Origin of the sequence: Brevundimonas aveniformis DSM 17977, from assembly GCF_000428765.1 — a bacterium.
GTDB lineage: Bacteria > Pseudomonadota > Alphaproteobacteria > Caulobacterales > Caulobacteraceae > Brevundimonas > Brevundimonas aveniformis.
Genome location: NZ_AUAO01000006.1, coordinates 95,796 through 117,205, shown reverse-complemented (window position 1 = coordinate 117,205; position 21,410 = coordinate 95,796). Strand labels below are relative to the sequence as shown.

Sequence of the window (21,410 nt, the reverse complement as noted above, 5' to 3'; positions counted from 1 at the left end):
CACCGCGGTCACCGCCGCCCTGACGCCCGCCGCGATCACCGCCGCCTTGCTGGCCACCGCGATCACCACCGCCTTGCTGACCACCGCGATCACCACCGCCTTGCTGACCGCCGCCCTGACGGCCACCGCCTTGCTGACCGCCACCTTGCTGGCCACCGCCTTGCTGGCCACCGCCTTGCTGGCCACCGCCTTGTTGGCCTCGGCCTTCACCACGACCGCCTCGGCGACCGCCGCGTTCGCCCCGCTCGCGCGGGGGGGTATCTTGAATGGATTGCTCCTGCATCGCCGTGTCGGCCAGACGCAGGATGGCGCTGTTTGAGGTGTCGCGGGCCTGAACCGAGCCGGCCGCGAAGACGGGGCTGGCCGCAGTCAGGATGGCGACACTCATCACCAAAGTCTTTTTCATGATCAACCTTCCCATTAGGTCGTAGAGCAGCCCTTGGGCGGTAACATGGTTTCCGGTCCATGAACCCCGTCTGAACCGGGCCTGACGCCGCCTGACGGGATCAACGCGAAAGAGGATGAAGTGATGCGACCGCCCATCGAGCTCTACTATTGGCCGACCCCCAACGGCTGGAAGATCAGCATTGCCCTGGAGGAAATGGGGCTACCCTATGAACTCAAGCTGGTGAACATCGGCAAGGGAGAGCAGTTTTCTGCGGCCTTCCAGGCGATCAGTCCCAACGGTCGGATGCCTGCCATCATCGATCCGACGGGGGCCGACGGTGAGCCGCTGTCGGTGTTCGAGTCCGGGGCCATCCTTCAGCACCTGGGGCGGATCTCCGACCAGTTCTATCCGCAGGCTGCACAAGTCCGCGCATCGGTTGAAGAGTGGTTGTTCTGGCAGGTTGGGGGCCTGGGACCGATGGCCGGTCAAACCCACCACTTCCGTCAGTACGCGCCGGCCATGGTCAAGGATCAGCGAGCACTGGCCTATGGAGTTCGCCGTTACACCGACGAAGTCCGGCGGCTTTACAGCGTCCTGGACCGACGGTTGGCTGACCGGGATTATGTGGCGGGCGACTATTCGATAGCGGACATGGCCATCTGGCCGTGGATCGTCCCGCACCGCAATCAGGGACAAGACCTCGACCGGACGCCGAACCTGAAGGACTGGTTCGAGCGTGTCGGCGCGCGTCCGGCGGTGCAAAGAGGTATGGCGCTCGGCAAGGAGATGCGGGGCAATCTTGCCGCCCCAGGGGCGGGGGCCGACCAGGCCCGCCGGGTTCTGTTCGGTCAACGTGAAGTGTGAATCAGGGCTTTCCAGAGTCTCTCCAACGCCTTAACAGACTGATTGGATTTCACTTTTTCTTAGCGAAAAACCTGCGAATCGGCGTTTGCGGTTAACTCTACCTTCAGCAGACAGGCGCTTTCATCACGTCATCAGGAAGGGACCAGAACGGTCCTTGAGAGGGAATGACGATGGAAACGCAGATGGAAACGGCTGAAAGCCTGCCGCTGCCGACGCCGGAAATGTCCGGTGACGACCTGTTCAAGCTGGGGCTGATGTATTCGACCGGTCAGGGCGGTGCGCCCATGGACCTGGTTTCGGCCCATATGATCTTCAACCTGGCCGCCATGAAGGGTTCGGAAGAGGCGAAGATCTATCGCCGCGAACTGGCCGGCGAAATGGAACGCGAAGATGTCGCTGAGGCCCAGCGCGCGGCGCGCCGCTGGCTCGACGCCGGCACCTCGACGCTGGCGGCCTAGACGTCCATGAACTGACCCGGCGGGAGCACCCGCCGGTTGGGCGAGCCGTCGAAGGCCCAGCGCAAGGTGCGGGCCATGGCGAGCGCCCCCTCGCGGACAGCCAGACGTCGCAGGCGAGAGGCCTTCAGTCCGTGCATCTCGCGGGCCCAGTCCGGCAACAGATCGACCGCAGCCTGCATCAGGATTTTTGACGGAACCACGGCCGTCGGCGGACCGACCGTCTGGTTCAGCACCAGCCCGGCGACCTCGCGGGTGCGGTGGTCCACCTTCAGTTCAGGCCGAAACCGCGCGATGAGGGCCTCGGCCTCGGCTCGGGTTCCAGGCACGTCGTCGGCCCCGACGAGGCGACCGATGACCGCCATCTCCCCGAAATACTGATCCTGATCGGCGCGGCTCATGGTCGGCTCGCCATAGGCGATCCAGGCGTCGAGAAAGCTGACCGCCTCGGCGACATGGACCCAGGACAACAGATGCGGGTCGTTCGCCCGGTAGGGCGTGCCGTCCGGCAGGGTTCCCGAGACATGATCATGGATCTTGCGGACTCTGGCGATGATCGCATGGGCCTCGTCCGCATGGTCGTAGGTGGTGCGGGCAATGAACTTGGCCGTCGAGCGCAGGCGGGCCATCATATCGTTGCGGAAGTCAGAATGGTCCCACACGCCCGCCAGCACCGCCGGGTGCAGCATTTGCAGCAACAGGCTATCGACCCCGCCGATCAGCATGGTGACGACGTCGCCGTGCACTCGCCAGCCGACCGAGTCGGGCGCGAACAGGGCGTCGGCCCGGCGCGTGACGGGGCGGTCGCCCTTTGAGGCATCGTTGAACAGGCGGGTGACCTGGGTGCGCAGATGGGCGCGGGGATCGAGCAACGGCATCATCGCCGGGGATTAACATGACCACTTGTCGGGGTGCAGAGGCCCGGATAGCGTCGTCACGCGGAGGGGCCATGACCGAACCGGTAGAGACTGACGTTGAGCCGGCGCGGAGGGCAACGTTCCTGCGTCGTTTCGCCCAGCACCTGCGACGACAGGACTGGTTCGCCGTCGCTATCGAGTTGCTGATCGTCGTGCTCGGGGTCTATCTCGGTTTGCAGGTCAATACCTGGGCAGCGGCGCAGGCCGACAAGCGCCGAGGCGAAGTCTATGTCGACCGGCTGATTGCCGACATGGAGAGCGACCTGCGCAATCGGCGGGGAATGGTCGGCTACTACGGGGATGTCTACGACAGCGCCGAGCGCGCCTATGCGCTGCTCGAACAGCCGGACGCGGACGCGCGTGAGCTCGTGATCAGCGCCTATCGGGCGACGGAATACAACTATGCGCCGCCGACGACCGCGACCTGGGACGAGATCGTTTCCTCGGGCGACCTGGCGCTCTTGCCGAGGGCGGCGATTGAAAATGGGGCGTCGGCCTATTTCGCCGATGACACGGCGCGAACCTCGTCCGAGCCGTTGCGGGATTCCTATTATCGGCGGCGTGTCCGGGGCCTGATCCCGCACGATGTCCAGCGCGAGATCCGGGCCGGCTGCAGCGATGTCCGTGACGGGCAAGGGCAGACCACCGGGTTTCGCCAGGATTGCCAGCTCGACCTACCGCAGGGTCGCTTCGAGGCCGCCGCGCGGGTCCTGCGGTCTGATCCAGCCGTGATGACCGACCTGCGCTACCATTTCTCCGGCGTGTCGAATGCGCGCATAAACCTCGAGGCCGACGTGATCTTTCTCGAAGGTGCCTTGGCGGCGTTGCGCGAGAGCCAGGCCGGGCGGCGCTGATGACGGGAGTTAGGGCGGATGCGAAACAAGGACCGGAAGCGCCACAATGAGGGTCACATGGTCGCGCGCATCGGCTGGCTGCGGGCGGCGGTGCTGGGGGCCAATGACGGGCTGATCTCGACGGCGGCCCTGATGGTCGGGGTGGCGGCGGCGGAGGCGTCTCGGGGCAGTATCCTGGTGTCCGGTGTCGCCGGACTGGTCGCCGGGGCCATGTCGATGGCGGCGGGGGAGTATGTTTCGGTCAGCAGCCAGAAGGACGTCGAAACCGCCGAGCTCGACCGTGAGAAGTTTGAACTGGCGGAATATCCAGAAGCCGAGTTGGCAGAGTTGCGCGAGATCTATGTGCAGCGCGGCCTGTCCGAAGATCTGGCTGACCAGGTGGCGGAGGCGCTAACGGCCCACGACGCCCTGGGCGCGCACGCCCGCGACGAACTGGGCCTGACCGAGGCCGCCGCCGCCCGACCGATCGAAGCCGCAGGGGCCTCGGCGGTGACGTTCTCAGCCGGGGCGGCGATCCCGCTGATCGTGGCGGTGCTCAGCCCGCAGGCCGTGGTCGGCCCGGCGATCACCGTGGCGACCGTACTGGGCCTGGTGGGCCTGGGCGCGCTGGGGGCCTGGGCCGGTGGCGCGCCGATGCTGAGGCCGGTCCTGCGCGTGACCTTCTGGGGCTTGATGGCGCTGGCGGTAACGGCGCTGGTGGGGCGGCTGTTCGGGGCGGTGGGCTAGGGAGCCGTCAGTCCCGCCTTACAGGCTGAGGTGGAAGAACTGGTTGAAGGTGCCGGCCTGATAGGAGCCAAAGGCCGGACCTGAGACGAAGCCGCGACGGCGATAGAGGCGCAAGGCCGGATCGAATGCCGGGCCGGTGCCGGTCTCCAGGCTGAGGGTGCGATAGCCGCGTTGGCGCGCCTCGCCGACAATGTGCTCTAACATGGCCGCACCGTGCCCCTCGCCCAGGCTGTCCGGGTGGGTACGCATGGACTTGATCTCGCCCTGGGTATCGCTGAGGTGGCGCAGCGCCCCGGTACTGACCGCCGTATCGCCCGACCAGAGGACCCAGGTGCTGATGTCCGGGGCCTGCAAGGCCGACATATCCAGCACATGGGCCTTGCCCAGCGGCGATGCCCCGATCAAGGCCTGGAAATGCAGCTCCAGCAAGGCCTGAACCGACGGATGGCCAAAGTCGGCGGGGCGTATGTCGCCAGACATCAGCTGGCCGCCTTCCAAGCCCGCATCGCCTCCATGGCCCGGATGCTCTGCTGGCGCTTCTTGGCACGGCCGCGATCCTTGGGTGGGATGCGCTGGCCCTGTTCGTCGACGCGCGGGGCCTCCAGAGGGGGCAGCAGGCCATAGTTGATGTTCATCGGCTGGAATTTGGAGCCCTCCAGGTGCCCGCCAGTGATGTGTTCAACCAGAGCCCCGATGGCGGTTTCCGGCGGCGGCGGGGCCAGCTCGCGTCCGAGCGCTTGGGCCGCGGCCAGCCGACCGATCAGCAGGCCCATGGCGGCGCTTTCGACGTAGCCTTCGACGCCCGTGACCTGACCGGCGAAGCGCAGCCGCGGCATGGCCTTCAGGCGGAGCTGGCGATCCAGCAGCTTGGGTGAGTTCAGGAAGGTATTGCGGTGCAGGCCGCCGAGGCGGGCGAACTGGGCGTCCTGGAGGCCCGGGATCATGCGGAAGACCTCGGCCTGCGCCCCGTGCTTCAGCTTGGTCTGGAAGCCGACCATGTTGAACAGGGTGCCGAGCGCATTGTCCTGGCGCAGTTGGACGATGGCATGGGCCTTGACCAGCGGATCGCGCGGATTGGTCAGGCCGACCGGCTTCATCGGGCCGTGGCGCAGCGTCTCGCGGCCACGCTCGGCCATGACCTCGATCGGCAAGCAGCCGTCGAAATAGGGGACGTTCTCCCAATCCTTGAACTCGGCTTTGGGGCCGTCGAGCAGGGCGTCGATGAAGGCCTCATACTGGGCCTTGTCCATAGGACAGTTGACGTAGGCGGCGGCGTCGCCGCCCGGGCCGGCCTTGTCGTAGCGCGACTGGCGCCAGGCGATGTCGAAGTCGATCGAGTCAGCGTGGACGATAGGGGCGATGGCGTCAAAGAAGCTGAGGCTTTCCTCGCCCGTCAACTTGAGGATGGCGTCCGCCAGGGCCGGGGAAGTGAGGGGGCCGGTGGCGACAATCACATTGTCCCAGTCCTCGGGCGGCAGGCCGGCGATCTCCTCGCCGACGACGGTGACGAGGGGATGGGCCAGCAGCCGTTCGGTCACGGCATCCGAAAAGCCGTCGCGATCGACCGCCAGGGCACCGCCTGCCGGTACCTGATGGGCGTCGCCCGAGGCCATGATCAGGCTGTCGAGCAGCCGCATCTCGGCGTGCAGCAGCCCGACCGCGTTGTATTCCCAGTCGTCCGAACGGAAAGAGTTGGAACAGACCAATTCAGCCAGGCCATCGGTGTGATGGGCATCCGTTTTTACGCCCGCTCGGCGCATCTCGTGCAGGACAACGGGGACGCCGGCGTTGGCGATCTGCCAAGTGGCTTCGGAGCCGGCCAGGCCGCCGCCGATTACATGAACGGGTTTCACAGTCATGCGCGGCTGTTTAGGAGGTTTCGGCGCGGGGTCGAGCCCCTTTGTTGAGTCGGGAGCAATGATGAGCGGACACTTGAGGCTCCGGCAGCTGTTGGCGACGGTGCCGTCGCGGGCCCTTCAGACGGTTCGCGGGGGACCAGTGGCCTGCGGGTTGTTGCTGTTGGGCCTACTGGTACCGAACATCATCGGCGATGCTGTTCTGCCTATGGGCGCGGCTATTCCGCTGTTGATCGGCCAGTTGGCAGCCTTGCTGGTGGGGTGGACCGGCCTGGTCCGCGCGGCGCAGGGCCAGACTGGTTTGGCCGGATTAGGCTTGGATTCGATCCGGGTGCTGGGAGCGAGTGTGCTGAATAGCCTGTTCCTGGCTCTGATCGCGATGATCCTGGGCCTTGTGCTGATTGGCACGGCGGGGGCTACCGGACTGGCGGCTGGCGATGATCTGAACATGGTGGTCCAGAGTGCCGCGGTCATCGGGGGTTGGAAGGCCTTTGTGCTTCTGGCTCTTGAGGTGGCGGCCCTGTTGCTGATGCTGACACTGACGGCGCGGCTGTTGCCTGCCGGGCCGGCGAGCGTGGCCGAGCGGCGCGTCATATCGCTGGCCGCTTTGGGCTGGACGCGAGGCTCCGGGGTGAAACCGGCGGTGGGGCTGGTGGGTGTGCTGTTGCCGTCGATTCTGCTGGCGCTGAGCGCCTTGCTCTTGCCGAATTCAGGCGACTGGATTGACTGGATCTGGGCCGGGGTACTGGCCTTCATCCAGTTCCCGCTATTGGCCGCTTTTGCAACCAGCCTTTGGCGTGTTGTTCGTCCTGAAGGAGTTCCTGAATGAGCAAGTCCGTTGTCATCCTGCTGCAACCCGGTGCGGCTGATTGGGAGTACGGGCCGGTTCTTCCCATTCTGAAAGAGTACTTCGGTGCTCGCATCCGCACGGCAAGCCCGGACGGCAAGACCGTTCAAACGATGGGCGGCGCCATGATCGACGTGGATACCGGCTTCGATACCGCCGATGTGGGGGAGGCTGATCTGGTCGTGATCATCGGATCAGATGCCTGGATGCGCTTTCACGATGACGCCCTGTCAACGCGCTTGCGTCGGCGGGCCGACGAGGGGCGTCCGTTGGCGGCGATCTGTGCCGGGACGCTGCCGCTGGCGCGCGCGGGTGTTCTGAATGCGCGTCCACACACCTCCAATTCGGGGCCGTTCCTTTCAGAGAATGCGGTGGAGTATTCCGGCGGCGATCAGTATCGCGATGTGGCGCACGCTGTGTCGGACGGGGTCGTTGCGACGGCTCCGGGCTCGGCTCCGGCCAGCTTTGCTGTTGCCTGTGCTGCACTTCTGGACCCGGCGAAACAGGCCGAGGTGGTGGGCTACTGGAATATGGCGCGCGGTGAGTTCGAGGACCTCGGCACCGAGTTGGGGCCGATCTGGAAGGCCTGACGAGGCCCGGCGTTGCCGAGATTTAATCACGTCGCCGTTGATCCGGCGCGGTTCCGCCGCGAATCCGCCGCATGAAACCTTTGTAAAGCGGTGGTCTGCTACTTTACGGAGGCCGCAAGGTTTCCCAAATGGAGTTGGCGGCACCATTACCGACGTGGGGCGTTTTCCCGACAAGACCGCAAGACCCTTGGACACCAGCCATGACGATGGCCATGACGATTGAGACCGCCGCCCTGCCGACCCTGACAAAGGGCCGGGCGCGTGGGGGTTTGTTGCATCGGCTTCTGCGCTGGGTTGCGATGGTCACAGGCGCAGTTCTGGTGGCGCTCGGTATTCTGATCGCCCCGTTGCCGGGGCCCTTCGGTCTGCCGATCTCGGTGGTCGGTCTGATGCTGATCCTGCGCAATTCGTACCGGGCCAAGCGTCGCTTTATCCGAATGCAACAAGCGCGTCCGAACTGGATCATGCCGTTCCGTCGTCTGATGCGTAAGCGGCCCGAGTTTGCGCCGGTCTTCTGGCAGCAGTTTCTGCGAATCGAGCGGCTGTTGCTCGGTCGCGGTCAACGGGTCCTGGCGGGCTGGCGCCGCCGTGTGCGGGATCTGGCGCGTGGTCGTCCCGCCGGTGCCTAGTTTGGGGCGTCCGGCCAAGCTCCCAAGATATTGATCGGCAGAGATTTCCAATCAGGCCGAATTCGGCCTAGTCTCCAGCTCACGTCGACTTGTGGATGCGTGCTTTCTGCCGCCGAGCCTTGGTAACGACGACTAAAAGTGCGTGCCCGCGAGCTTTTGCGTGGCGGGGCGAAAGCTAGGATTGCCCTCTCCGACGGCCACGCGCCTTTGGGAGACGAACATGAGTTCACGCATTCAGAAAGGTATGATCGCCGGCTTTGTCGCGACCGTGGTGGTGTCGGCCGTCGATTTGATCGGGAACCTGGTCCAGAACATGATGCATACGCCGGGCGGCGACCGGCTGTTTCATAGTTTTGCATCCCTGCTGGCGTTCATGTCCGGCAATGTGCTGGGCTCGAATTTCGGCCATATCTGGGTGGGCTGGCTGGTCCACTTCATCGTGGGAACCCTGGTGTTAGGGCCTGTGTTTGCGATTTTGGCCCCCCGGATTCCGACAGATACACCCGCTGCCAAGGGCATCCTGTTCGCGGTGGCGATCTGGCTGGTCATGTGCCTGACGGTCATGCCACTGGCGGGCCTGGGAATCTTCGGGTTGGAGGCCGGGTTTGGCACCATGGGCTGGATGCTGGTGACCAATGTGATCTTCGGGATTGTGCTGGGACGTGTGTTCGACCGGCTCCACGGCGATGTCGGTCATCTCAAGCGCCACCTTCCGATCGCCGAATAGGCAAAAGAAAAGGCCCGCAGCGGTGCTGCGGGCCCTAGTCTCTCTGATCGGCGACGCGCCTAGTTGAGGCGCGGTCCAATCTGGCTGATGGCTTGGTCGAGCAGGGGGTCCGGGGTGCCCGACGCCAGCCGTCCGGCCAGAACACGTTCGGCTGCTGCGGTGGCTTGTTCCGCCGCGGCGGCTTTCACCTCAGCGGTGGCCTGGGCCTCTGCCTGCGCGATACGGCGTTCGGCCAGGGCCTCACGGCGTGCGAGGCTTTCCGTCAGACGGGCCTCCGCCTCGACCTGGAGACGCGTAGCTTCATCCTCAGCGGCCTTGAGCATGGCCTTGGCCTGGGCCTCAGCCTCGACACGTTCGCCACGCAGCTTTTCCAGCATGGCCTGAGCTTCGGCGCGCAGGCGGGCGGCCTCATCTAGATCAGACTGGATTTTGGCGGACTTGGCGTCCAGTGCCGCTGCAACGGCCTTGTGCGCGCCCATCCACCAGGCGACGACGAAGAACAGGATCAGACCAACGGCAACCCAGAGCTCGGGGTTGGCCAGGTCGTAAAGGTGGGGGTTGAAGAATTCCATCAGGCGGCTCCCTTGGCCGCTTTCAGCTCGGCGGCGGTGGCCGTCTTACCGGTCAGCTTCTCGACGATGGCCTTGGTGGTGTCGTCAGCCACGGCCTCGACCTGAGCCATGGCGGCGTCGCGCATCTTGCCGATGCGGCCTTCGGCTTCTGCGACGCGGCCAGCCTGGACGGCTTCAGCCTCAGCGGTGCGACGGGCAATGTCTTCGTTGACGCGTGCCTTGGCCGCATCGGCGCTACGACGAGCCGACGCGCGGGCCTCGGCCAGCTCGGACTGCCCGGCTTCGGCCTGGTTCTGAGCTTCATTCTGGACGCGGCGAGCATCCTCGACGGCCTTGCCGATGGTTTCGGCACGCTCATCGAAGACCCTGCGCATACGCGGCGCAAAGATCTTGTCGATCAGCAAGTAGAGAACGAGGAACAGGAAAACCAGATAGATGATCTGGCCGCCCCAGTGCTGGAACTCGAATTGCGGCAAGCCGCCGGAGCCGTGGTCGGCTTCGGTGGAGGCGTGCGTGTCAGCCGCAGCGCCATGGGCGTCAGCGGCGGCGGGGGCGTGAGGATCAGCCATCGGTCTCTACGTCAGAAAGGCAGGGCGCGGTCGGCGCGTGAGCCGACCGCTTCAGACTGGATTACGAAATCCAGATCAGGATGCCCATGACGAAGGCCAGGATGCCCAGGGCCTCGGCAAGGGCGGCACCGACGAACAGGTTACCGACCTGCGAGGCGGCGGCCGACGGGTTGCGCAGGGCACCCGCGACGAAATTGCCGAAGATGTTTCCGACGCCGATGCCGGCGCCGATCATGCCCGACATCGCGATGCCGGCACCGATGAGCTTGGCGGCTTCTGCTTCCATGGTTCTCTAAGTCCTAGTTGGTTGGTCGTTGGTGGGAAGGGAACTGGGTGCCTTAGTGGCCATGACCCAGGTTGACCACATCATTGAGATAGATGCAGGTCAGAACAGCGAAAACGAAGGCCTGAAGGAAGGCCACGAGGAATTCCAGGGCGGTGAGGCCAACCGTCATGCCGAGCGAGAGCGGGGCGATGAAGAAGCCGGCGGCACCCGCAGTACCAATCACAGCGGTGGCGACGAAACCGGCGAACACCTTCAGAGCGATGTGGCCACCCATCATGTTGCCGAACAGACGAAGCATGAGGGTGATCGGACGAAGCATGAACGAGAAGAACTCGATGAGGCCAACAACCGGGCGCATCACCAGCGGCGCACCGGTCGGCCAGAACAGGGCGAAGAAGCCCAGGCCGTTGCGCGCAAACCCGACCACCAGCACCAGACCAAAGGTCAGCAGCGCAAAGGTCGCGGTAATGGCCAGCTGAGACGTGGCGGTGAAGGACAGGAACATCCCCAGGACGTTCATCGCCAGGATGAACAGGAAGATGGTGAAGACGAACGGGAAGTACTTGCGACCGTCATGGCCGATGATCGAGTCCGTCATGTTGTCGATCATGCCGAACAGGGTTTCCCCGACGGACTGAAGGCGACCCGGCACCACCTTGGCTCCGCCCGTGACGATCGCCAGGAAGGCGACAACCACCACAAAAGCGATCGTCATGGCGACGTGCGAATTGGTGATTGCCAGATCGACCGGCCCGATACCGGGCAGGGTCACATCGGGAAGATCGACGATCTTCTGAATCTGGAACTGGTGAAGCGGATCGGCCATCGGGTCTAAGCGTCTTCTTCTTCGTCGTCGTCAAAGGGCAGGTCCTGCGGAACCACCCCGGCTTGTTCGGCTTCGGCCTGAATGCGTCTGGCGGTCCGCCAAGCCATCCACACCGAAAGAGCGAAGCCCAAAAGGACGCCGCTGATAATTCCAACCGGCGAGGTGTGCGCAAAGTGGTCGACACCAAATCCGATTGCGATCCCCAGAAGCACGCCGCCGAAGAGATCGGCGATGATCTTCCAGGCCTGGCCAGCCGCCTTCTGTCCGGCAAGCTCCTGAGCCAAGCGGTTTTCGGTCCGCCGCTCCAAAGCGTCAGCCTGCTCGTTGAGGCGTTTGATCGCCTCTTCGCGCGATTCAGGTGACATGGACATTAGGTTGCCGCTCAGCGCCCCGACGCGAACGCCGGAGGGGGTCTGAAATCGGCGCGGAACCTATAGGCGCGACCGCGAATGGTCAAGGGCGGCCAGGCGCTATTTAGAGGCTTGTTTTGTTGTGGGTTTTTTCGAGCGCCGTTCACGGCGTCGGGACCGATGGCTCCGCGGGTAGGATTCGAACCTACGACCAGCCGATTAACAGTCGGCTGCTCTACCACTGAGCTACCGCGGAACAGAAGTCATCGGAGGCGGGCCTATAGCAGCCCTCAAACGGCCCGCGCAAGCACCCCCAAAAAAAGAGCCCGGCACGGGCCGGGCTTTATGAAGTCTGGTGATGGGGTGTCTCCAAGAGAGAAGAAGACATTACCTAAATCTCACTGATTTGGTTAAGGCGTGCTTAATGTCCCTGATCGCCGTCAACGACCCGCAAGATGCCCGGATTGAGGCCTACACCCTTGTGCGCGAACGCGATCTGGTGGGGCGGCAGGGACGCTTCGTGGCCGAAGGCGAGGTGGTGTTGCGCCACCTGCTGAAGGCCGGCAGCCGATATGAAGCCGAGTCGGTGTTGATTGCGGAAAACCGTGTGGCTGCGCTGGCGGATCTAGTCGAGACGACACCGGTGCCGGTCTATGTCGCAAGTCCGGCGGTGATGGATTCGGTGGTCGGATTTCCGATTCACCGGGGAATCCTCGGTATCGGTCGAATCGGCGCGCCGGCGACGGCAGATGAGGTGCTGGCGAACCCCGGCCCGGGCGATCGCATTTTGGTCGTCGCCGGGGTGGGTAATCACGACAATATGGGTGGGCTGTTCAGGGCTGCCGCCGGATTCGGAGCCCGGGCCGTCGTGCTCGATTCGACCGCGTGCGATCCGCTCTATCGTAAAGCGATCCGTGTGTCGGTCGGGGCGAGCTTGATCACGCCCTGGGTCCGGCTGGGTCGCGGGCAAGACTTTATCGAGCTCCTGTCACGATTTGGCTATGCGCCGTGGGCCCTGACGCCTTCAGGCGAGGAGGTCTTGTCGCAGGTGCGAGCGGAAGGGCCGGTCGCCGTCATCGTCGGTGCAGAAGGGCCGGGGCTGTCGCCATCGATATTGGCGAAAAGCCGCCGTCTTTCGATTCCGATGTCCCCGGGATTCGATTCGCTGAACGTGGGGACGGCAGCGGCCATCGCCCTGCATCACCTAGCCAGCCAGATCTAGCCAGTCCGGGATGTGAACCTGCACCCGTTGTCCCTCTACGGTAAGCGAGCCGTCCAGACGGTCAAGGCGCAGGAGGGCCATGCCTCGCCCGTCACAGCTACTTCGAATTTCGCCGGCGCGCAGGTCGCCACGGAGAACCTCCTGACCGAAGGACGGGGCGGCCCCATCAAATGAGACGGGAAGAAGCCGAGACTTGACCTTGCCACGCCGCTTCATGCGCGACGTCACTTCCTGGCCGACGAAACAGCCCTTGTGGAAGGCGATCCCGTTCAGGAGGTCGAGGTTGCACTCGATAGGGTAGTCGACATCGAGGCGGAAATCCTCGGACGAAGGCACGCCCAGGTCCAGCTGTCGCTTGCGCCAATCATCTGTCGCCTGGTTCGGGACGACAGCCCCATAGAATCGGCGGCCCAGATTCGGCAGTCGGGGATCGGCAGGCCAACCGGCCATGTCGGTCCCCCAGGCGGCGAACACAGACCGATCATCGGCGGCAAGGCGGACGTTCGCGCGGAGGCGATACAGGCTCAATCGTTGAAGGAGAGCGTCACGCTGTTCCGCTCGGCAATCCAGAAGAATGCCTTCCGGCTCACCAAGAAGAAAGAGATCAGCCAGCAGGCGTCCTTGTGGGCCGAGGAGGGCCCCATACCGGAGTTCGCCTGCCTCCAGGCTATCGACGTCCTGTGTCAGCAGCCCTTGGAGAAAGGACCGCGCGTCTGGTCCCTGCACAGAGATGAGGGCACGATCATCAAGACGAACAGTGGGCATGGCCCCTATCTAGGCGGTCCGGACTGGTCAGGCGACATCCCGGCGTGGATTTCGCGAAGATCGGACCTGATCGGCGTCGGCGAGCGCCCTGGCCAGGGCGCTCACTGTGATGGGCTTGCGCAGGGCGACGTCCGCGCCGGCATCAAGCATGGCCTGAACCTCTTCGGCATCGCCCCCCGTTACGGCGATAACCGGAAGGCTGGCCTGTGTGCCGGGTTGGGCGCGCAGGGTGCGGATCATGTCGGGCCCATCCATTCCGGGCATGCGTCCATCCGCCATGATCAGGTCAAGCTGTCCCATCCGCAAATGATCAAGTCCGCGGCGGCCATCGGTGACCGCCAGGACCTTGTGGCCCATCTGCTCCAGCATGGTCCGCAGCATGGCGGCGTTCAGCGGGTCATCCTCAGCTACGAGGATGCGTAGCGAGGTGGGAGCTGGCGAGACAGCCTCATGCGGCTCCACCTGGAGGGTGGCCGTGGCGTCCCAGATGAGGTCAAGCCAGAAGCGACTGCCCAGGCCCGGGGTGCTTTCCGCGCCGAGCCTGCCCCCCATCAACTCGGCAAGACGACGCGATAGGGTCAGGCCGATCCCGGCTCCTGCGACGCCGCCACCCGTCCGTTCGACGCGTTCGAAAGGCTGGAAGGCGAGGGTCAGCTCCTCGGGCGACAGGCCGGGGCCGGTGTCGGCGACTTCCACGCGAAGATGGTCGTGGTCGGGCCTGAACACGCGGATCTCGATCCGACCGCGCTGGGTATATTTGACGGCATTGCCCACCAGATTGCTGAGAACCTGGCGAACCCGAACCGTGTCACCGACCGGCGCGCCGGACAAGCCCGCCAGGGCCGGATCGATCTCGACAGCAAGCTCGATCCCCTTGGAGGTGGCAGACCCGCGGTGGAGCAGGGCGATGTCCCTGGCCATGGATGTTGCGTCGACGGGGACCTTCTGAACGGTGAGGCGACCGGATTCGGCCACTTCCGAGTCAAGGGTTGCATCCAGGACTCCAACCAGATCGCGGGCGGCTGACAGAGCCGCCTGGAGTTGATCGCGCGAGGGCTGGCTTCGGGTGCTGCCGCCCATGGCTCCCGCCAGCACATGGGCGATGCCGGCCAGACCGTTGCGGATCTCGTGCGACAGTGTGGCCAGGATGTCTGACTTGGATTTTGCCAGCCGACGCGTCGTTTCCAGTGCCCCTTCGCGCTCAATCAGGAGGCCCTCTCTCTCAATGGCCAGGGCGAAGTGGCTGCGTAGATGGGCGTTGAGGATCAGCGCCAGCGCCATGGCCAGCGCCAGGGCGCACAACACGAAAACGCCGGTCGTGGCAGCCATCGGATGGGCCTGGAGCGCGAGGATGGGGCCAACCCCAACGGCGGGTCCGACGATCAGAAGGCTTGGCAGGTTCGGGGACGAAAAGAAGATCACGCCGACCGCACCTCCGGCGCATAGCACCAGCAGGGTTTCGGCGACCGGACCAGCGGCCTGGGCGAAAAGGGAGGTCTGGAGCAGCGCCATCGCCCACAGCAGGCCGGCGGCGACATGAACGCCGGTGTGAAGGCGGCTGTTCTCCAGCGTCGGCGGGTTGGCCTTGCGCCACCGGAGGACCGCATAGAAGATCGCCCAGTTGAAGGCGTAGAGAACCAGTGAGGTAGCAAACCACGCCGCGTTCGTTGCATGGCCCGCGACAATCAGCACAACGGGAAGACATATCCCAAAGAAGCCAAGGGCATAGGGCAGCAACTGTACTTGTGCTTCAAGCCCCATCAGCCCGACGGCACGGTCCCAATCGGGAGAACTGCGCTCGGGGACCACAATCCTGGAATTCGTGTGCGTGTCGGCCATGGCGAGATCATGCTCACAAGCCGTTGCTGTCACGTTACTCGTGCGCGCCTCAAAAGGGTAAAGAATCGTTAGGGTTGATGGGCCGATGATGGGGGCATTCAAGCTGGATTCGTCCCATGATTTCGCCGCGTGCCCGCCTCACCGATGCCGACGTCCGCCGACTGGTCAAGGCGGAGGATGAAGAGGAGCGCGCGGCTGCTGCCCACAAACTCTGTCGAGCCATGGACCGCAATGAGCTCGATCCGATGGAGCGCGAGGCGGCCCAGAAGATCATGCGTGTGCTCGCGGCGGACGCGGCCGAGCTGGTACGGCGGGCGCTGGCGGTTACCCTGAAGTCGTCTGACCTGTTGCCGCGCGATGTCGCTCAGAAGCTGGCGCGAGATGTGGACACGATTGCCTTGCCGATTATCGGCTTCTCGCCGGCCTTCACGGACGAGGATCTGATCGAGGTGCTGCGGGTCGGGGACGCGACCCGTCAGACGGCGGTGGCCGGTCGCCCGTTCGTGTCGCGCGATCTGGGAGAAGTCATTGCGATTGAAGGCGTTGAGGACGCGGTGCGAACGCTGGCGGCCAATGACAATGCCGACCTGTCCGAGCGCGCCATGTCGGTTTCGATTGATCGTTTCCCGCAAGGGGACGTCGTTACGGCCCTGGCCTATCGAAAGGTGTTGCCGGTCGCTGTAACCGAACGCCTGATCGGCCTGGCCTCCGAGGCGGTTCGCGAACACCTGGTTTCCCGTCACGCCCTGTCGGCAGACACCGCCATTCGTCTGGCGACAGGAGCCCGCGAACGGGCCACGGTGGACCTGATCGATCAGGCGTCGGCGACCCAGGATCTGGCTGATTTCGTGGCGCAGTTGAATGCGCGCAAGGTGCTGACCGCCTCGCTGCTGCTACGGGCGCTCGCGCGGGGGGTCATGCCCCTGTTTGAGTACGGTATCTCAGAGCTGTCGGGGGTGGCCCATTCCCGCGCCTGGCTGATGATTCACGATGCCGGCCCGTTGGGCCTCAAGGCCATCTACGATCGAGCCGGCTTGCCGCCGCGGCTGTTCCCGGCCTTCCGCGCCGGGGTCGACACCTGGCGTGACATGGTCACCGAGGATGCCAATCTGGACCGGGATCATTTTCAGCAACGCATGCTGGAACGCTTCCTGACGCAGCGCCCACACGCCGGGCGCGAAGACACGGCCTATCTGCTGGACAAGCTGGACTATGGCCCCGCCGAGGACATCCTGGTTGGAGCTGCCAACGCGGCCTGATTTTCAGGCGGCGTCGAACAGGCCCAGCTGATCTCCGGGGCGCGGTGGCACCTGGAAGGCCGCGGTGTCCAGTTGGCGGCGCGTAACGTTCAGCTTCAGGCGGGCGCAGGTCTTGGCGAAACGCTGGGCCAGCAGGTCTGCGAGGGGGCCGGATCCGCGCATGCGCGAGCCCCATTCGGGGTCGTAGTCGCGCCCGCCGCGCGCTTGACGGATGAGTGAGATGACGCGCTTGGCCCGGTCCGGGCGGGCGTCGGTTAGCCATTCGCGGAACAGCGCCTTGATCTCCAAGGGCAGGCGCAGAGTGACAAACATGGCCCGTTCGGCCCCGGCGTCGGCGGCGGCCTCGAGCACGGCCTCCATCTCATGGTCGTTCAGACCGGGGATGACGGGGGCGAAACCGACCATCACCGGTATCCCGGCGTCGGACAGGCGGCGGATGGCGTCGAGACGGCGCATGGGCGTGGCGGCGCGCGGCTCCATGTCACGCGCGAGGCTGCGGTCCAGGGTGGTGATGGAGATGCAGGCAGCGGTCAGGTTCCGTTCGGCCAGGCGCGCCAGGATGTCGATGTCGCGGGCGATCAGGTTCGACTTGGTGATGATCGACACCGGGTGGCTGAACCGGTCCATGACCTGAAGGATGTCGCGGGTGATCTCGAGCCTGCGCTCGGCCGGCTGATAGGGGTCGGTGTCGCCACCGATGTGGATCAGCTTGGGCCGGTATTTCGGGCGGGATAGCTCGGCCTCAAGCAGGCGGGCGGCATCCGGCTTGAAGAAGATTTTCGTCTCGAAATCCTGGCCGGGGGAGAGGCCGAGATAGGCGTGATTGGGCCGAGCGTAGCAGTAGATGCAGCCATGCTCGCAGCCCTTGTAAGGATTGACCGAGCGGTCAAAGCCGATGTCGGGGCTGTCGTTGGAGGAAATGATCTTGCGCGCCCGCTCGGGCATCAGGGTGGTGTCGAGGCGAGGGGGCGCATCCCCAGCCTCGTCCCAGCCGTCATCGAAGGCCTCGCGCTTGTCGGCGATATAGCGGCTGGTCGCATTCGACCGCGCGCCGCGTCCCTTGATCTCGGTCTTGCCGGGCATAGAGGGAAGATAGCGGGAGACGCGAACAAAGCAAGAACTAACGCCGCTGATCACACCGTTCTGAGGAAGCACCTAGTCGGTCGAAAGCACCCTGTGGCCCGCCATGTGCGGGATGAAGTCCATCTTGCCTATCGGCAGGCCCGCGGTGCGCAGAAGCGCATAGGCCAGGGTGGCGTGGAAATAGAAGTTGGGCAGGATCCAGTCGCGGATGTCCTCTTCGGCGGTCATCAGGAACCGGACGCCGTTGGGCAGGGTCAGGTCGACCGGTGCACCGGCGGGGGTCCAGGCTGCCGGGTCCGAGCGGTCCAGTTCGGCGCGGACCGCAGCGATGCAGTCGCGAACCTCGGCGAGGGAGCGATAGGGGGCTTCTTCGAGCGCGACCGTCTGATGGCCGACCTGATCCAGGGCCAGCAGGACCTGATTGAGGGCGACGCGAAACTGCAGCTCGAGCGGGAACATGTCCTCGGCGAGGCGGGCCTGAAGCACGTCGTCGGTCAGACCTGCGCTCTGGGCCTTGTCGATCAGGTGATCGAGCGTGCCCAGCATGTTGGCGAAGGTGGCCTTGGCGGATTCAGCGTAGGACATGCGGGCCTCGATCGGAAAACAGGGACACCCGGTCAGTAGCCTGAATGTGGACTGACATCACCCGCTTCTGACCCTCGCCAGATCGCGCCGCCACCTGCGAGAATCTGGAGATGCTTCTTTCGTGCCGAAACCCAAGGCGGTGCTTCGCTAAGGGAGGGCGTCACGCCGTAAGGGGTGCAGCCATCGGGCACAGGGGTATGTGTGCCTGCCTTCTTTCCTTCGTCGTCCTCCGTCGCGCGCAGCGAAACCGGGGGATTCAGATGGGCGGCCGACGCCTGAGCACGCCCCGACCGGGTGTCCTAGATCCCTCGATCTGCGCCGCCGGGGCGGCTTGCCGGCGGAGGACGAAAGAAGCGTGGCGTCAAGAGCGCCCGAGGGCCTCAGGTATTAAACAAGAAATGCATCACGTCGCCGTCCTTGACGACGTAGCTCTTGCCTTCGGCGCGGAGTTTGCCGGCTTCGCGGGCTTTGGATTCGCCGCCGAGGGTGACGAAGTCGTCGTAGGCGACGGTTTCGGCGCGGATGAAGCCTTTTTCGAAGTCGGTGTGAATGACGCCGGCGGCCTGGGGGGCGGTGTCGCCGATGTGGATGGTCCAGGCGCGGGCTTCCTTGGGACCGACGGTGAAATAGGTCTGCAGGCCCAGGAGGTCATAGGCCGAGCGGATCAGGCGGTTCAGGCCCGGCTCGGTCAGGTCCAGCGTCTCGAGGAATTCGGCCTGTTCGGCATCGTCCAGGGTGGCGATCTCGGACTCGATCTGGGCGGAGATGATGACGGTCTCGGCGTTGTCGGCGCGGGCGCGCTCGGCGACGCGGGCGGACAGGTCGTTGCCGTCTGCGGCGGAGCCTTCATCGACGTTGGCGACATAGAGGGCGGGCAGGGCGGTCAGGAGCTGGAGCATGTCCCAGCCCTTGCGGTCTTCTTTCGAGACCTCGGCCAGGCGGGCGGGCTTGCCGTCACGCAGCTGCTCCAGGGCGAGGTTCATCAGTTTGAGCTGGGCCTGCGATTCCTTGTCGCCGCCCTTGGCGCGCTTTTCGGTCTGGACGACGCGGCGCTCGAGGCTTTCGAGGTCGGCCAGCATCAGCTCGGTCTCGATGATCTCCAGGTCGCCGATCGGGTCGATGCGGTCCTCGACGTGGGTGATGTCGTCATCGATGAAACAGCGCGCGACGAAGGCGATGGCGTCACAGTCGCGGATGTTGGCCAGAAACTGGTTGCCCAGGCCCTCGCCCTTGGAGGCGCCGCGCACCAGGCCGGCGATGTCGACGAAGGTGATGCGCGAGGGGATGATCTCTTTCGAGCCGGCGATCTCGGCCAGGACGTTCAGGCGCGGCTCTGGCACGGCCACGTCGCCGGTGTTCGGCTCGATGGTGCAGAACGGATAATTGGCCGCCTGGGCCGCCGCCGTGCGCGTCAGGGCGTTGAACAGGGTGGACTTGCCGACATTCGGCAGGCCGACGATTGCGACTTTCAGGGCCATGGCGCTCTAGCGGGAAACGGTAGGGAGGCGCGCCTATAGCCGGTTCGCGCGCGGATGTCAGTCCGTGACGGAGGCGAAGGGGCGAACTTCGCACACGGCGTCGCCGTAGGAGCGGCCCGGATCGCCGACGCGGCGCATGATCTGGGTGAGCGAGCCGGTCTCGGGATCATAGAGACGAAAGACCTCCATCGCCTGGTCGCCGTCCTGGAAGCGGTAGCTGAACTCGAGAAAACGGCCCTGACGCACCACCTCGGCGCAACGCGGGTTGCCGCGCCGGCAGACGCTCATCGCGTCGAGGTCGACGGAGAACTGGTGGTCGATATGGGTCGCGAGCGTTTCGCGGTCCTCGAACTCGCGGCAATCGAGATTGAAGCGCGCCTCCTCATGGGCGAGAGCGGGTGTGGCAAGCAGGGTCAGGGCGGCGACGAGAGCGCGGCGCATGGCGGATCCGCCTGCGTGCAGGAGGCCATCTTCGCCCAGGCGTGGCCATTGTCGAGACCTCACGGTCAGCCGGCGCGCTGATCCAGCAGGTCGAGCAGGTCGGCCCAGACGCTTTCCGCCGTCGGCCAGCGACCGGCGCCGCGCCCGCTGCAGGTGAAGACGGTGCCGTCCTCGCAGATGACGCGCAGGGCGTTCGACTCATCCGGCAGGTCGGCGAACAGGGTGTCATCGGCGGCCGACTGGAAGCTGACATCGCACGACTCTGCGTCGGCGCGGGCGATCTGGCGCACCGGGCCTGAGGGCAGGGCGGTGTCGGCGGCCAGGGTCTGGACCGCCAGGACCGGCGGCGCCTCGCCCCAGGCGATGGTCGACAGGATGGTGATCTTGGTCGCCGCGTCGAGGCCCTCGAGATCGGCAGAGGGGTCTTCTTCCGCGAAGCCCCTGAGGCGGGCGTCGGCGAGGGCGTCGCCGAAGGCGCAGCCCTGGCAGAGTTGGTTCAGCAGGAAGTTGACGGTGCCGTTCAGGACGCCTTCGATGCGGGCGATCGGGCCGTGGTCGCGGGCGCGCAGCAGGGTCTCGATGATCGGCGCACCACCGCCGACAGCTGCGGAATAGGCGAGGCGGGCGCCGTTGGCCTGGGCCAGGGCCGAAAGCTCGGCGAGACGACTGCCGACCGCCTGTTTGTTGGCGCTGATGACCGAAATGCCGGACCCAAGGGCGCGGCGGGTGAGGTCGAGGCCGGCCTGGGCGTCCGACAGGCAGTCGAGGATGACGTCCGGCGCGGCGGCCAGCAGGCGGTCCAGATCGGTTCGGATCAGGGCGGCGTCCGGCTGGGGCGTGCGGGGCCGGGCCGGGTCGCGGACGAGGACGCCGACGATCTCGAAACGAGGATCGGCGTCGAGGCGGGCATAGAGGCCGCCGCCGACGACGCCGCATCCGGCGATGGCGACGCGGAGACGCCTCGCGGGGGCTGGCGCTTCCCGCAAGGGGACGTCGCCGGGCACCAGCACGACCGGTTCATGCACCAGTTCCGGCGCACGGGGGGCGGCGGTGACGGCGCCCAGGCCGATCTGGTCGCAGCGCGCGGCCAGCTCGGCGACCGGTCCTGAGACCACGGCGACGGCGCGACGGCCGAGGCGGGTCTGGCGGTAAAACTCGCTGGCGGCGTCGCGCAGGCTGCGCTCGTCGGTCAGGGCGAAGTGGATGAGGGCCACGGCGTCCGACGGCGGGGTGCGGCGGCCGGCGAGCGGATTCAGGGCGATCTGTGCGGTCATGTCGGGCC

The 21,410-nt window shown here is 65.4% G+C and carries 26 protein-coding genes and 1 tRNA gene; 11 read left to right on the top strand and 16 right to left on the bottom strand.

The features are described from left to right. From G391_RS15730 to G391_RS0111855, 3 genes are all read left to right on the top strand, one after another. Positions 1-319: hypothetical protein (locus tag G391_RS15730; RefSeq protein WP_029087704.1), on the top strand; the 319-nt coding region annotated here is incomplete at its 5' end. A gap of 210 nt (positions 320-529) precedes the next feature. Beyond that, complete coding sequence (locus G391_RS0111860; RefSeq protein WP_029087703.1) at positions 530-1,252, top strand: glutathione S-transferase N-terminal domain-containing protein; 723 nt, start codon at positions 530-532, stop codon at positions 1,250-1,252. 170 nt (positions 1,253-1,422) lie between these two features. Beyond that, positions 1,423-1,710, top strand: a complete 288-nt coding sequence (locus G391_RS0111855; RefSeq protein WP_029087702.1) for a hypothetical protein — start codon at positions 1,423-1,425, stop codon at positions 1,708-1,710. Here G391_RS0111855 and G391_RS14805 read toward each other — a convergent pair. Further along, complete coding sequence (locus tag G391_RS14805) at positions 1,707-2,588, bottom strand: oxygenase MpaB family protein (RefSeq protein WP_051257358.1); 882 nt, start codon at positions 2,586-2,588, stop codon at positions 1,707-1,709. The two genes, G391_RS0111855 and G391_RS14805, sit on opposite strands and share 4 nt — an antisense overlap. Before the next feature lie 68 nt (positions 2,589-2,656). Here G391_RS14805 and G391_RS0111845 point away from each other — a divergent pair, with 68 nt between their 5' ends. After that, positions 2,657-3,478 (top strand): hypothetical protein, encoded by an 822-nt coding sequence (locus G391_RS0111845; RefSeq protein WP_029087701.1) that lies wholly within the window; start codon positions 2,657-2,659, stop codon positions 3,476-3,478. 18 nt (positions 3,479-3,496) lie between these two features. After that, on the top strand, positions 3,497-4,204 hold the full coding sequence (locus G391_RS0111840; protein WP_029087700.1) for a VIT1/CCC1 transporter family protein: 708 nt from the start codon (positions 3,497-3,499) through the stop codon (positions 4,202-4,204). Between the two features lie 18 nt (positions 4,205-4,222). On the opposite strand, the gene G391_RS0111835 is transcribed toward G391_RS0111840, so the two are convergent. Both G391_RS0111835 and trmFO read right to left on the bottom strand, forming a co-directional pair. Next, complete coding sequence (locus G391_RS0111835; protein ID WP_035304497.1) at positions 4,223-4,684, bottom strand: GNAT family N-acetyltransferase; 462 nt, start codon at positions 4,682-4,684, stop codon at positions 4,223-4,225. After that, positions 4,684-6,063: a methylenetetrahydrofolate--tRNA-(uracil(54)-C(5))-methyltransferase (FADH(2)-oxidizing) TrmFO gene (trmFO, locus tag G391_RS0111830; RefSeq protein ID WP_029087698.1), complete on the bottom strand. Its 1,380-nt coding sequence runs from the start codon at positions 6,061-6,063 to the stop codon at positions 4,684-4,686. The genes G391_RS0111835 and trmFO overlap by 1 nt, the downstream gene beginning before the upstream one ends. A gap of 61 nt (positions 6,064-6,124) precedes the next feature. Here trmFO and G391_RS0111825 point away from each other — a divergent pair, with 61 nt between their 5' ends. The 4 genes from G391_RS0111825 to G391_RS14795 all read left to right on the top strand — a co-directional run bounded on the left by G391_RS0111825 (position 6,125) and on the right by G391_RS14795 (position 8,853). After that, on the top strand, positions 6,125-6,889 hold the full coding sequence (locus G391_RS0111825; protein ID WP_029087697.1) for a hypothetical protein: 765 nt from the start codon (positions 6,125-6,127) through the stop codon (positions 6,887-6,889). Next, positions 6,886-7,497 (top strand): DJ-1/PfpI family protein, encoded by a 612-nt coding sequence (locus G391_RS14800; RefSeq protein WP_051257357.1) that lies wholly within the window; start codon positions 6,886-6,888, stop codon positions 7,495-7,497. The genes G391_RS0111825 and G391_RS14800 overlap by 4 nt, the downstream gene beginning before the upstream one ends. 212 nt (positions 7,498-7,709) lie before the next feature. After that, on the top strand, positions 7,710-8,126 hold the full coding sequence (locus G391_RS0111815) for a hypothetical protein (protein ID WP_029087696.1): 417 nt from the start codon (positions 7,710-7,712) through the stop codon (positions 8,124-8,126). A gap of 220 nt (positions 8,127-8,346) precedes the next feature. Further along, positions 8,347-8,853, top strand: coding sequence for a DUF6789 family protein (locus G391_RS14795; protein WP_051257356.1), 507 nt, complete (start codon positions 8,347-8,349; stop codon positions 8,851-8,853). Positions 8,854-8,912: 59 nt separating this feature from the next. Here the strand turns inward: G391_RS14795 and G391_RS0111805 are convergent, their stop codons facing one another. From G391_RS0111805 to G391_RS0111780, 6 genes are all read right to left on the bottom strand, one after another. After that, positions 8,913-9,425, bottom strand: a complete 513-nt coding sequence (locus G391_RS0111805) for a F0F1 ATP synthase subunit B family protein (protein ID WP_029087695.1) — start codon at positions 9,423-9,425, stop codon at positions 8,913-8,915. Continuing rightward, on the bottom strand, positions 9,425-9,994 hold the full coding sequence (locus G391_RS0111800) for a F0F1 ATP synthase subunit B family protein (RefSeq protein WP_029087694.1): 570 nt from the start codon (positions 9,992-9,994) through the stop codon (positions 9,425-9,427). Before G391_RS0111800 ends, G391_RS0111805 begins: the two co-directional genes overlap by 1 nt. A 61-nt stretch (positions 9,995-10,055) precedes the next feature. Further along, the gene (locus G391_RS0111795) at positions 10,056-10,280 is read right to left on the bottom strand and encodes a F0F1 ATP synthase subunit C (protein ID WP_029087693.1); all 225 of its coding nucleotides are present in this window, start codon (positions 10,278-10,280) and stop codon (positions 10,056-10,058) included. A 52-nt stretch (positions 10,281-10,332) separates the two neighbouring features. Next, positions 10,333-11,106 carry a F0F1 ATP synthase subunit A gene (locus G391_RS0111790; protein ID WP_029087692.1) on the bottom strand — a complete coding sequence of 258 codons (774 nt, stop codon included), beginning with the start codon at positions 11,104-11,106 and terminating at the stop codon, positions 10,333-10,335. Positions 11,107-11,111: 5 nt separating this feature from the next. Then, entirely contained in the window at positions 11,112-11,471 is a 360-nt protein-coding gene (locus tag G391_RS0111785; RefSeq protein WP_245572098.1) for an AtpZ/AtpI family protein, read from the bottom strand. A 166-nt stretch (positions 11,472-11,637) separates the two neighbouring features. Continuing rightward, positions 11,638-11,712: transfer RNA gene (locus G391_RS0111780), tRNA-Asn, on the bottom strand. Positions 11,713-11,880: 168 nt separating this feature from the next. Between G391_RS0111780 and G391_RS0111775 the strand changes: the two genes are divergently transcribed. Further along, complete coding sequence (locus tag G391_RS0111775) at positions 11,881-12,678, top strand: TrmH family RNA methyltransferase (RefSeq protein ID WP_029087690.1); 798 nt, start codon at positions 11,881-11,883, stop codon at positions 12,676-12,678. On the opposite strand, the gene ygfZ is transcribed toward G391_RS0111775, so the two are convergent. Both ygfZ and G391_RS0111765 read right to left on the bottom strand, forming a co-directional pair. Next, a complete protein-coding gene (gene ygfZ / locus G391_RS0111770; RefSeq protein WP_029087689.1) occupies positions 12,661-13,443 on the bottom strand; it encodes a CAF17-like 4Fe-4S cluster assembly/insertion protein YgfZ in 783 nt (260 codons plus the stop codon). The two genes, G391_RS0111775 and ygfZ, sit on opposite strands and share 18 nt — an antisense overlap. 27 nt (positions 13,444-13,470) lie before the next feature. Then, on the bottom strand, positions 13,471-15,282 hold the full coding sequence (locus G391_RS0111765; RefSeq protein ID WP_245572097.1) for an ATP-binding response regulator: 1,812 nt from the start codon (positions 15,280-15,282) through the stop codon (positions 13,471-13,473). 116 nt (positions 15,283-15,398) lie between these two features. Here G391_RS0111765 and spbR point away from each other — a divergent pair, with 116 nt between their 5' ends. Continuing rightward, positions 15,399-16,541, top strand: a complete 1,143-nt coding sequence (gene spbR / locus G391_RS0111760) for a SpbR family protein (RefSeq protein WP_029087687.1) — start codon at positions 15,399-15,401, stop codon at positions 16,539-16,541. Between the two features lie 3 nt (positions 16,542-16,544). On the opposite strand, the gene G391_RS0111755 is transcribed toward spbR, so the two are convergent. The 5 genes from G391_RS0111755 to G391_RS14790 all read right to left on the bottom strand — a co-directional run bounded on the left by G391_RS0111755 (position 16,545) and on the right by G391_RS14790 (position 21,402). Beyond that, a complete protein-coding gene (locus G391_RS0111755) occupies positions 16,545-17,624 on the bottom strand; it encodes a PA0069 family radical SAM protein (protein ID WP_029087686.1) in 1,080 nt (359 codons plus the stop codon). A 72-nt stretch (positions 17,625-17,696) separates the two neighbouring features. Next, the gene (locus tag G391_RS0111750) at positions 17,697-18,209 is read right to left on the bottom strand and encodes a DUF1993 family protein (RefSeq protein ID WP_029087685.1); all 513 of its coding nucleotides are present in this window, start codon (positions 18,207-18,209) and stop codon (positions 17,697-17,699) included. Between the two features lie 380 nt (positions 18,210-18,589). Then, positions 18,590-19,687, bottom strand: coding sequence for a redox-regulated ATPase YchF (gene ychF / locus G391_RS0111745; RefSeq protein ID WP_029087684.1), 1,098 nt, complete (start codon positions 19,685-19,687; stop codon positions 18,590-18,592). A 57-nt stretch (positions 19,688-19,744) separates the two neighbouring features. Then, positions 19,745-20,128: a hypothetical protein gene (locus tag G391_RS0111740; protein ID WP_029087683.1), complete on the bottom strand. Its 384-nt coding sequence runs from the start codon at positions 20,126-20,128 to the stop codon at positions 19,745-19,747. A 65-nt stretch (positions 20,129-20,193) separates the two neighbouring features. After that, on the bottom strand, positions 20,194-21,402 hold the full coding sequence (locus tag G391_RS14790; protein WP_051257355.1) for a homoserine dehydrogenase: 1,209 nt from the start codon (positions 21,400-21,402) through the stop codon (positions 20,194-20,196). Positions 21,403-21,410: the final 8 nt, after the last annotated feature.